Raw genomic sequence first — 10485 nt, 5'->3', positions numbered from 1 at the left:
TTCACCCCGGCCCGCGCATGAGCCAGGCCGTCATTCATGGCGAAACCGTCTACCTCGCAGGACAGGTCGGCACCCCCGGCGCCGATGCGGCCGCACAGACCCGCGACTGCCTCACCGCGATCGACCGGCTGCTGGAGGACGCGGGCAGCAATAAGTCCAAGCTGCTGCAGGTCACCATCTGGCTTGCCGACATGGCCGACTTCGACGCGATGAACGCGGTCTACGACGCCTGGATCGACCCCGCGAACCCGGCCGCGCGGGCCTGCGGCGAAGCCCGGCTGGCAACCCCGGACTACAAGGTGGAGTTCATCGTCACCGCCGCGCTCTGATCCTCCCGTCAGGGCCGCGCGGCGGCAGGGCGGGGGTAATGGCTGGCATAACCCCCGCCTATTTGACCCTGGCCGCGCGCCGCCGCCATCATCACGGACAAGCAAAAGCGCAGGACCGGGCATGACCTCAGCACTTCCCCACACGGACATCGAAACCGCCACCCTCGGCCATTTCCTCGATACCGGCTTCATGGCGCCGTCGGTGCAGGCGCTGCAGCCCGGGCCGCGCATCCTCGGCCCGGCGCTGACGGTGCGGCTGCATGGCGATGACGGTGCCGCGCTGGTCGATGCCCTGTCCCAGGCGGAGCGCGGCCAGGTGATCGTGATCGACCGCTGCGGCGACCTGCGCCACGCCTGCTGGGGCGCGGTCACCACCCGCGCCGCCCTGGCCCGCGGCGTGGCAGGCGCGGTGATCGACGGCTTCATCACCGACCGCAGCGCCATCACCGCGGCGGGCTTCCCGGTCTGGTGCCGCGGCCGCTCGCCCGTCACCACCAAGCCGCGCGGCATCGGCGGCGACGTCAACATTCCCGTCACCTGCGGTGGCGTGCCGGTGCGGCCCGGAGACCTGGTGCTGGCCGACGAAAGCGGCGTTGCGGTGCTCGACCCGGCGGCGGCCGAGGCGCATCTTGACCGCGCCCGGCAGATGCAGGCCGACGAGACCGCGATGCTCGCACGGCTGGACGCGGGCGAGACCCTGGCCGAGATCACCCGCCCCGCCCCGGCACGAAGGCGCTCCGCGCGGGGCTGAGCCGCCACCGCCAAACCACTGAATACCCAGCGCGAGAACCGGGCAAACCGGCACGCATACGACCCCCACTGCAACCAACAGAGAGACCCATGAAACCTGAATTTTCCTCCCGCCCCGTCGGCGGCGGGCTGTCCCTGCTCGCCTCCGCCTCCGCCGCCGTGCTCACCCTCGCCTGCGCCGCCCCGGCGCTTGCGGGCAAGGCGGACGACACGCTGAACGTCGCCTTTGCAGCCGAGCCGGAGCCGCTCGACACCTACAAGATCGCGGGCCGCCAGGGGCTGATCCTCGCCCGCCACATCTACGACGGGCTGCTCTACAAGGACCTCGACACCGGCGAGATCGTCCCGGCGCTGGCCGAAAGCTGGGAGTTCACCGATCCGATGACGATGGAGTTCACCCTGCGCAAGGGGGTGACGTTCCACAATGGCGCGGCGTTCAGTGCCGATGACGTGGTCGCCACGCTCAGCCGGGTGATCGAACCGGACTACGGCACCCGCTACTCGATCTCGGTGGACTGGATCGGCAGCGTCGAGAAGCTGGACGACCACAAGGTGCGCATCAAAATGGCCAAGCCCTTTGCCGGCGCGGTGGAGATGCTGGCCGATGCGCTGCCGATCTACCCGGCCGCGCAGTTCACCGCCGAAGGCTCCGCCGGGATGGCGGCGGAACCCGTGGGCACCGGCCCCTACCGCCTGGTCGCGCAGGATCCCGGCATTCGCTACGAGCTGGAGCGCTTCGAGGACCACTATGCAGGCAGCCCCAAGAGCGGCGCCGGCATCGGGCGTATCGTGGTGCGCACGATCCCCGAGATGAACACGCAATACGCCGAGCTGATGTCGGGCGGGCTGGACTGGATCTGGCGCATCCCGCCGGACCAGGCGGCGCGGCTCGAGGGCCGGGTGCAGGTGCTGAGCGCGCCGATCATGCGCATCGGCTATGTCGGCTTTGCCTCCGAGGCGCTGGAGGGCGAAAGCCCGATTGCCGACAAGCGCGTGCGCCAGGCGCTGATCCATGCCACCAATCGCGGCGCCATCGTGGAGGCCTTTGCCGGCGGCGCCTCGGAAGTGCTGAACACCCCTTGCAACCCGGCCCAGTTCGGCTGTGCGCAGGATGTCGCGCGCTATGACTACGACCCGGAAAAAGCGAAATCGCTGCTGGCCGAGGCCGGTTATGCCGAGGGCTTCGATCTGGAGATGGTCTTTGCCGCGATGCCGCGCCCGACGGCGGAGGCCGTGGCGGCCGATCTCGCCAAGGTCGGCGTCACGCTGGAGCTGAACGAGCAGCAGTATGTCGCGGGCATCGGCAAGTGGCGCGCCAAGGAACTGCCCGCCTTCTTCTCCAACTGGGGCAGCTACGGCATCGGCGACAGCGCCTTCATCCTGTCGAACTTCTTTGGCGGCGGTGCCGACGATCTGGTGCAGGACACCGAGGTCGCAGGCTGGCTGAGCGAGGCCGACACCGCGTCGGACCGCATGGTGCGCGAGGAGAACTACACCCGCGCAGTGCAGAAGATCGCCGAGGAGGCCTATTGGATGCCGATGTACAACTTCAACGTCAACTACGGGCTGTCGCCGGATCTGGACTTTACGCCGCATCCGGATGAATTCGCCCGCTGGTGGATGGCGGGCTGGAAGTAAGCGCCGCGCGCGCCTTTCCGGCACTGCGGCGGACGTCCCCCGGGGCGGCCCGCCGCAGACCCGGACTAATCCGGCCAAACCCGACCAATCGGACAAAGATCATGTTATCCTTCATCTGCAAGCGGCTCCTGGTGGCGCTCGCCGTCTGTCTCACCGTGTCGGCGCTCAGCTTCGGGCTGATGTTCCTTTCCGGCGATCCCGCCATCGCCATCGCAGGCGCCGGCGGGCGGGCTGAGGATGCCGAGGCGATCCGACAGGCCTATGGCTTCGACCGGCCGGTGCTGATCCAGTTCCTGGACTGGGCCGGCAACGCGATCAGCGGCGACCTGGGCCAAAGTATCTATTTCAACACGCCGGTCACCGGCATCATCGCGGGCCGCGCCGGGGTGACGCTGACGCTTGGCTTCATCTCCTTCGCGGTGGCGCTGGCCATCGCACTGCCGCTCGGCGTGGCGGCGGCGCTGCGGCCCAACGGCTGGATCGACCGGCTGGCGCTGGTGATCGCGGTCTCCGGCCAGGCGATCCCCAGCTTCTGGCTCGGGCTGATGGCGATCGTGGTCTTTGGGGTGTGGTACGGGCTGGTGCCGATCTCCGGCGCGGACAGCTGGCGCGGCTATATCCTGCCGGTGGTGGTGCTGAGCTACTACGCGATCCCCGAGCTGATGCGCATCACCCGCTCCGGCATGATCGACGTGCTGGCCAGCGACTACATCCGCGCCGCCCGCGCCAAGGGGCTGCCGATGCAGGTGGTGATCCCGCGCCACGCGCTGCGCAACGCGGTGCTGCCGCTGGTGTCACTGTCTGCGGTGCAGCTCGGGCAGCTCCTGTCCGGCTCCATCGTGATCGAAAGCGTCTTTGCGCTGAACGGGCTGGGCCGGCTTGCCTGGGAGTCGCTTCTGCGCAGCGACCTGCCCGTGGTGCAGGCGATCATCCTGATCCTGGCGCTGCTTTACGTGCTGCTGACCACCCTGGCCGACATCCTGAACGCCTATCTCGACCCGCGCCTGAGAGGAGCCTCCTGACATGGCCGATCTGAATACCGCCGCGCTGGACACGGAGCCGCCGCGCCCGTCTGTCTGGCGCAGGATGCGCCGCAACAGCGGTGCCGCGACCGGCGGCACGCTGCTGCTGCTGATTGCCGCCATTGCCCTTCTGGCGCCGCTGCTCGCCCCGCATGACCCGGTGGCGCAGGACCTGAGCCGCCGCCTGCTGCCGCCTTTCTGGCACGACCGCGCGGTGCCGGAGCATCTTTTGGGCACCGATCACCTGGGCCGCGATTACCTCTCCCGGCTGATCTACGGCGCGCGGGTGTCACTGGGTGTCGCGCTGGGGGTCATCCTGGTCACTGGTGCAATCGGCATCACACTGGGGCTGCTTGCGGGCTACTTCGGCGGCTGGATCGACATGGTGATCAGCTTTGCCATCACCACCCGCCTGTCACTGCCGATCGTGCTGGTGGCGCTGGCCGCGGTGGCGCTTGGCGGCGCCTCTTTCACCACGCTGATTACCGTACTGGGGCTATTGCTGTGGGACCGCTTCGCCGTGGTGACACGGGCCGCAGCGCAAAGCCTCCGGCACCAGGAGTTCATCCAGGGCTTGCACGCCATCGGCGCCAGCCGCGCCCGCATCCTGTTCCTCGAGGTCCTGCCCAACATGCGCGCGACCATCCTCGTCGTGGTCTCGCTGGAGGCCGCCAACGTGATCCTGCTGGAAGCGGCGCTCTCCTTCCTGGGGCTCGGGGTGCGGCCGCCGACGCCCTCATGGGGGCTGATGATCTCGGAGGGGCGCGACAACATCCTCTTCGATCCCTGGCTGATCGCCCTGCCCGGTGCTGCGCTGTGCCTACTGGTGCTGGCGGTGAACCTCTTTGGCGACGGCATGCGCGACATCATGGGGCCTGAACGCAAATGAGCGACCTGATACTGGATATCCGTAACCTGAAAGTAACCCTGCCAACCGAGGCCGGCGACCTGACCGTGGTGCGCGGCGCCGATCTGCAGATCCCTCGGGGCGAAACGCTCTGCGTGGTGGGAGAGTCGGGCTGCGGCAAATCGCTGACCGCGACCGCGATCTTGGGGCTGCTGCCGCGCTATGCCAAGGTGAGCGCGGACCGCTTCGCGCTCGCAGGCCGGGACATCACACACCGCCCGCAAAAGCACCTTGCCCGGATGCGGGGCCGCGCGGTGGCGATGATCTTCCAGGACCCCGCCAGCGCACTCAACCCCACGCTGACCATCGGCCGCCAACTGACCGAGGGCGTGATGCGCAGCGAGGCGCTGTCCCGCGCCGAGGCCGAGGGCCGCGCGATCACCCTCCTGGACCGAGTCGGGCTCTCCAACCCCGAAGCGCGGCTGCGGCAGTATCCGCACGGTTTCTCCGGCGGTCAGCGTCAGCGCATCATGATCGCCATGGCGCTGATGGGGCAACCGCAGCTGTTGATCGCGGACGAGCCGACGACGGCGCTGGACGTCACCATCCAGGCACAGATCCTCGCGCTGCTGAAGGAGCTGCAGGCCGACCTCGGCCTGTCCATGCTGCTGATCACCCATGACCTTGGCGTGGTGGCAGCGGCGGCCAGCAGCGTGGCGGTTATGTATGCCGGCCGCATCGTCGAGCGCGCGCCCGCGGCCGCGCTGTTCCGCGCGCCGCAGCACCCCTACACCCAAGGCCTTCTGGCCGCGATTCCGGTGCCGGGCGTCACCCCGCGCGGCAGCCCGCTGCCCGCGATTCCGGGCCGGGTGCCGGGGCTGATCGGCGGCATCGAAGGCTGCGCCTTCCGCAGCCGCTGCAGCCGTGCCGAAGCCGCCTGCGCCACGGGCCCGGTGCCGTGCCACGCCCCTGTCCCCGGCCGCTTTGCCGAGTGCGTCAATCCTGTGGAGGTGATCCAATGACCGCCGCTCCGATGATCCGCCTTGATGGCATCCGCAAGGCCTACCGGCTACGGCGCGGGCTGTTTTCCCCGCCCGAAGAGCTGGTGGCCGTCAACGGCCTCAGCCTCGATGTTGCCGAAGGCGAGACGCTGGGACTGGTCGGCGAATCCGGCTGCGGCAAGAGCACCGCGGTCAGCATCCTGCTGGGCTTGCGCGCGCCCGATGCCGGCACGGTGGAGATCGCGGGACGCCCGATCACCAGTCTACCCGCAGCGGAACGTGTGCGCCTGATCCAGCCGGTGTTCCAGAACCCTAACGCCTCGCTCAACCCGGTCAAACGCATCCGCCAGCTCATCGCTCAGCCGTTGACCCTGCACGGCGGCAGCGGATGCGCGACGGAGGCCGCGCGGATGATGGAGCTGGTGGGCCTGCCGTCGCGGCTGGCCGAGGCCTACCCGAGCGAGCTGTCCGGCGGCCAGCGCCAGCGCGCGGCCATCGCGCGGGCGCTGATCCTGAAGCCGCGCGTTCTGATCTGCGACGAGCCGACCTCGGCGCTGGATGTCTCGGTGCAGGCGCAGATCATCAACCTGCTGCTGGAGCTGAAGCGCGAGCTGGGGCTCACCATGGTCTTCGTCAGCCACAACCTCGCGGTGGTGGAGCACCTCGCCGACCGGGTGGCGGTGATGTACCTGGGCGAGAAGGTGGAGGAGGCCGCGACCGGCCGTCTGTTCTCCGCGCCGCAGCATCCCTACACCAAGGCTCTGCTAGCCGCGACGCTGATGCCAGATCCGGCCGCGGGCCTGCCCGAACAGCTTCTCGGCACCGCGTCGGCCGATCCCTTCGCCCGCACGCCAGGCTGCCTCTTTGCGCCGCGCTGCCCGGCGGCGGAGGATAGTTGCCGCACCGTCCCGCAAACGCTGCGCGCCGATGGCGGCGGCTCCCTGGTGCGCTGCGCCCGGGCCTGAGGCGCCCTCTCCCCCGCCTCCCGACTCCATGCCGCAGCCGCCACGCCGCCCGCCTGCCTTTCTGTGCGGCGGGCGGCGGAGGGCGAAGCCGTTTGGCCGCGCCCCCTGTCTCTGATCTTCAAGGCGACACTCAGGAAGAAGAAAGCCAGCAACAAAAATCGAATGCCGCGCGCGGTCAGGACAGAACGTAGAACGGCCGCTTTGAAGGCTCCAGCGGGTCCCTTTGTGCCCAGGTCCTGAGCGATAAGTGCGCTTTCCAGAATAGTCTTCAGAACCGTTCTCGCCAAAACTTCCGAGGCAAGGAGCCTGACTGCTTATGACAGCCTCTGGATGAACTAATGGGATGAACTGCCTTCCTACCAACTCGCTGCTACCGTCTCGGGTATAGGTGGAGAGAGGAGCATCTGATGGACATCAAGGTTCTGGGCATTGATTGGGGCAAGACCGTTTGCAGTCTTGCCGGGCTGGATGAAGCGGGAGCGGTCGTGTTCCGCAAACGCCTCCAGCGGCATCGGCTGCTGGACTTTCTTGACACGCTTCCGCCCTGCGTCGTTGCGTTGGAAGCTTGCGGCGGGGCGCATCACATCGGGCGCTTCTGCCTTCATAAGGGGCATGAACCTCGGTTGATGCCGCCTCTGTATGTCCCGCCTTATGTGAATGTTCACAAGAACGATGACCGTGATGCGGAGGCCATTGCCGAAGCCGCGACGCGTCCGACGATGTCATTCGTTGCAATCAAATCCGAAGAGCAGCTTGATCTTCAAGCCCTGCACCGTGATCGGGAGCGCTTGGTGTCAGACAGGACGCGTTTGATCAACCAAGGCCGCGGTTTCCTTGTGGAGCGCGGTATCCGGGTAGGAACAGGGCGCCATGTCTTCCAAAAGGAACTGGCTAGATTGGCCGCAGAGGGCGCTGCCGATCTTTCACCCCGAATGCTCCTGCTCGTGACTGACATGGCGTCCGAACTGGACGTAATCAATGATCGGGTCGCAGCATCGATGCCGAAATCAAGGCGCTGGCCAGGACGGATGCTGATATGCAGAGGCTGATGGAGATCCCCGGCATCGGTCCCACGATCGCGACGGCACTTGTGGCAGCCGTCGGCACGGGTAGCAGCTTTGGTAAGCGGTGTGATCTCGCCGCATGGTTCGGCATGGTGCCGCGGCAGATCACAACAGGCGGCAACTTCGGTCTCAAGGTCGGTATCGTCGGCAGAGGGAAGTTCGGAGGCCGCGTCCTGGAACTTGTCGCGGAACTGCCGGAACTGGAGAAGGTGATCTGCGTCTTGCTCGCGGCAAGGCGCCAACTCAGTGAGGGCTTCGCCAAACTGCACCGCGAGGTTGTGAAAATCGCGATGGGAGACACCGTTTGCATGCGCCTGATGACATTCCCAGGAGTTGGGGCGGTGAGTTCGCTTGCCTTCGTCAGCATCATTGATATCCCGGCTCGCTTTCGAAGGTCGCGAGCGGTTGGCCCGGTCTTGGGGCTGACACCGGTTCTAAATCAGTCCGGGGAAAGGCGCCAGCAGCTTCCCTTGGCACTATGCACCTGGAACAAAGGCGCACCGGCTGCTGGCGCTCGTGCTGATCAGGCGCTCAGCCGTTGCGGGGCCGCGTGACGAGCAGCTGCCGGATTGGCGCCGCCGAGGTCGAAGCTGCCGACAATTCCGGTCAGGCTGTGCGATTCATTCTGCAGCAGCTGGCTGGCGGCGGCGGCTTCTTCCGCCATGGCCGCATTCTGCTGGGTCATGCTGTCGAGCTGATGCATGGCGCCATCAATCTTCTCCAGCCCGCGGGACTGGGCGCGCACGCCGTCAGCAATATCCGTGACCAGGCCAGACACCGCCGACACCTGCTCGATGATGCTGGTCAAAGCGTCGCCGGCGCGGCCGACCATCGACACTCCGTTGGCCACGTGCTCTTCGCTGGCGCTGGTCAGCCCCTTGATCTGCCCCGCCGCGTTGGAAGCGCGCTGTGCCAGCGCCCGAACTTCGGAGGCGACCACCGCAAACCCGGCGCCTGCCGGTCCCGCCCTTGCAGCTTCGACACCCGCGTTCAGCGCCAGCAGGTTGGTCTGGAAAGCAATGTCGTCGATCATGTTGATGATCTTGGAAATTTCCGAAGACGCTTCCTGGATCTGATCCATTGCTTCCACGGCTGACGTCACAACCTCAGTGCTTTGCTCCGCTTCGCTGCGGGCGCCGCGCATGGTTTCGTCCATTTTGCCCGCCCGCTCCGCGGTGGAGCGAATGCCCTCCGTCAGATCGCGGATGGCGCCTGCGGTTTCCTCCAGGGTGGCTGCCTGGCTTTCGGTGCGATGCGCCATTTCCGTGGCGGCGCCGCGCTGCTCTTCGGAGAAACGCCCGACGTTCTCAGCGGCGCCAACAACCTGAGCCATCGAACTGCGGAGTTTGTCGAGGCTGCGGTTGAAGTTCTCCCGCAGCGCTTCGTACTGGCCCGCAAACGGGGCCTGGATGTCGCAGGCCAGGTTGCCGCGCTGCAGTTCGGACAGCGCTGCGCTCATGCTGTCGACCACCGCCGCGGTATGCCGCGCAGCCTCTACTTCACGTGCTGCGGCTTCATCCGCGTCTTTCAGCTTGCCGCGGAAGCTGTCGAGGCTTCGCGCCAGGTCGCCCAGCTCGTCTCCGCGGTCGCGGCCGTCGATTGCGGTATCGTAATTGCTATCCGCCAGCGCATTAGTGGCTTCGCGCAGGACATGGATCGGCCGGGTGACGCTGCGCGCCGCAAGCCAGGACACGCCGATGGCCGCCAGCAGCGCCGCGCCGATCAGGCCGGCTGCCGTCAGGCGGATCCGTTCGACCACGGCGAACGCGGTATGCTCATCGGTTTCCAGCACCAGCGACCAGTCAAACCCCGGCAAGCCCAGCGGCATCACCAGCGCAATTGCGCGCTCACCCAGCGAGGAGACCACTGCCTCGAATTGGCCAGCTTCCCGGGCCTTCGCGGCCTGGATCTGCGGTGTGTCGGGCATTGACTGCAGGACCGGAAACAGCCCTTCGACCGAAGACGGGCTGCGGGCGAGGCCATCGCTGCTGACGACAAAGATATTCTGGTGGGTGCCACCCGACAGGTTGCTGGTCAGGGCGTTGACAACGCCCGCCGTGCCCAGCTGCACAGCGATCACCCCGACCACCTCCTTGCGTTTGGAAAACACCGGGGCGGCCATGAAGGCAGCGACGCCGTCTGCGCTGTGGCTGTAGGCGGCAAAATCTGCGGCTTCCACGGTGCCGGCCTCTGCCTGCAGTGCGGCCTGAAACACCTGGGCCAGCCCGCTGCTGCCGCCGGGCTGAATGTCCGTCAGGAAGTCACCCTGCTTCTTTACCGAATAGACCACCTGCCCCTTGGCGCTGATCAGGTAGAGATCCTGATAGCCGTTGAGGCGCAGGCTTCGCAGGAAGGTCGGGTGATAGGTGACATGCGATTGGTTGTAATAGCTTCCGTCGCCCGCGTCTGTCAGCTCCTCCCGCTGGTCCGCGGGGTGCGGGTTTGCCTCCGCATAGGTCTGTTTCAGATAGGCGATAGGGTCGTCTTCCTCGACCATGCCGATCACCCGCTCGAAATTGCCGATCGCCCGGAAAACCGCAGGCTGGCCCGCCAGGCTCGACACATCGGAGCGTGCGGCCTTGATCAAAAACTCCAGTGCCTGGGCCCCGGACTTGGCCTCAATCTCCTGCGCGGCAAAGGCGTTTTCCCGGATGCTGCGCTCCGCCATTGAATAGACAAGCAGAGACACAGTGACGAGGAACGCGCCCGTCAGCGCCACCATGATCATCGGCAGTTTTAGTTTCAGCGGCAGTTTCGTGGTCCGGGGCATTGGCGAAAGTCTCCTGCAATCGGCGGCACGCCCCGGCTGCGGGGGCGCATACAGGAGTGTTAATCAGGAAATTCCTGAGAAAGTGTGTACCGCGATGCC

The 10485-nt window shown here is 66.8% G+C and carries 10 protein-coding genes; 9 read left to right on the top strand and 1 reads right to left on the bottom strand.

Features of this window, described 5'->3' with window-relative positions:
• The 9 genes from AC4HIX_RS20075 to AC4HIX_RS20035 form a co-directional block, all read left to right on the top strand.
• A partial coding sequence (locus tag AC4HIX_RS20075) for a RidA family protein (protein WP_490400266.1) occupies positions 1–329 on the top strand: 329 nt, incomplete at its 5' end.
• A 121-nt stretch (positions 330–450) separates the two neighbouring features.
• Positions 451–1080 carry an RraA family protein gene (locus tag AC4HIX_RS20070; RefSeq protein ID WP_475053711.1) on the top strand — a complete coding sequence of 210 codons (630 nt, stop codon included), beginning with the start codon at positions 451–453 and terminating at the stop codon, positions 1078–1080.
• 89 nt (positions 1081–1169) lie between these two features.
• Positions 1170–2717, top strand: a complete 1548-nt coding sequence (locus AC4HIX_RS20065; protein ID WP_475053710.1) for an ABC transporter substrate-binding protein — start codon at positions 1170–1172, stop codon at positions 2715–2717.
• A gap of 101 nt (positions 2718–2818) precedes the next feature.
• Positions 2819–3739 (top strand): ABC transporter permease, encoded by a 921-nt coding sequence (locus AC4HIX_RS20060; protein ID WP_475053707.1) that lies wholly within the window; start codon positions 2819–2821, stop codon positions 3737–3739.
• A 1-nt stretch (position 3740) separates the two neighbouring features.
• A complete protein-coding gene (locus AC4HIX_RS20055) occupies positions 3741–4628 on the top strand; it encodes an ABC transporter permease (protein ID WP_475053706.1) in 888 nt (295 codons plus the stop codon).
• Positions 4625–5608 (top strand): ABC transporter ATP-binding protein, encoded by a 984-nt coding sequence (locus AC4HIX_RS20050; protein ID WP_475053705.1) that lies wholly within the window; start codon positions 4625–4627, stop codon positions 5606–5608. The genes AC4HIX_RS20055 and AC4HIX_RS20050 overlap by 4 nt, the downstream gene beginning before the upstream one ends.
• Positions 5578–6552, top strand: coding sequence for an oligopeptide/dipeptide ABC transporter ATP-binding protein (locus AC4HIX_RS20045; protein ID WP_490400265.1), 975 nt, complete (start codon positions 5578–5580; stop codon positions 6550–6552). Before AC4HIX_RS20050 ends, AC4HIX_RS20045 begins: the two co-directional genes overlap by 31 nt.
• 407 nt (positions 6553–6959) lie before the next feature.
• The gene (locus AC4HIX_RS20040) at positions 6960–7601 is read left to right on the top strand and encodes an IS110 family RNA-guided transposase (RefSeq protein WP_475053701.1); all 642 of its coding nucleotides are present in this window, start codon (positions 6960–6962) and stop codon (positions 7599–7601) included.
• Complete coding sequence (locus AC4HIX_RS20035) at positions 7601–8170, top strand: transposase (RefSeq protein WP_475053699.1); 570 nt, start codon at positions 7601–7603, stop codon at positions 8168–8170. Before AC4HIX_RS20040 ends, AC4HIX_RS20035 begins: the two co-directional genes overlap by 1 nt.
• Here AC4HIX_RS20035 and AC4HIX_RS20030 read toward each other — a convergent pair.
• Complete coding sequence (locus AC4HIX_RS20030; RefSeq protein WP_490400264.1) at positions 8140–10386, bottom strand: methyl-accepting chemotaxis protein; 2247 nt, start codon at positions 10384–10386, stop codon at positions 8140–8142. The two genes, AC4HIX_RS20035 and AC4HIX_RS20030, sit on opposite strands and share 31 nt — an antisense overlap.
• Between the last annotated feature and the right edge of the window lie 99 nt (positions 10387–10485).

The sequence above is a fragment of the Leisingera sp. genome, assembly GCF_982940295.1.
This window is presented reverse-complemented; position numbering and strand designations above follow the sequence as displayed.

What these genes read in the sequence shown, in the direction of transcription:
- AC4HIX_RS20070 (WP_475053711.1), top strand. Translation starts at nt 451, where the DNA reads ATGACCTCAGCACTTCCCCACACGGACATCGAAACCGCCACCCTCGGC.
- AC4HIX_RS20065 (WP_475053710.1), top strand. Translation starts at nt 1,170, where the DNA reads ATGAAACCTGAATTTTCCTCCCGCCCCGTCGGCGGCGGGCTGTCCCTG.
- AC4HIX_RS20060 (WP_475053707.1), top strand. Translation starts at nt 2,819, where the DNA reads ATGTTATCCTTCATCTGCAAGCGGCTCCTGGTGGCGCTCGCCGTCTGT.
- AC4HIX_RS20055 (WP_475053706.1), top strand. Translation starts at nt 3,741, where the DNA reads ATGGCCGATCTGAATACCGCCGCGCTGGACACGGAGCCGCCGCGCCCG.
- AC4HIX_RS20050 (WP_475053705.1), top strand. Translation starts at nt 4,625, where the DNA reads ATGAGCGACCTGATACTGGATATCCGTAACCTGAAAGTAACCCTGCCA.
- AC4HIX_RS20040 (WP_475053701.1), top strand. Translation starts at nt 6,960, where the DNA reads ATGGACATCAAGGTTCTGGGCATTGATTGGGGCAAGACCGTTTGCAGT.
- AC4HIX_RS20035 (WP_475053699.1), top strand. Translation starts at nt 7,601, where the DNA reads ATGGAGATCCCCGGCATCGGTCCCACGATCGCGACGGCACTTGTGGCA.
- AC4HIX_RS20030 (WP_490400264.1), bottom strand. Translation starts at nt 10,386, where the DNA reads ATGCCCCGGACCACGAAACTGCCGCTGAAACTAAAACTGCCGATGATC.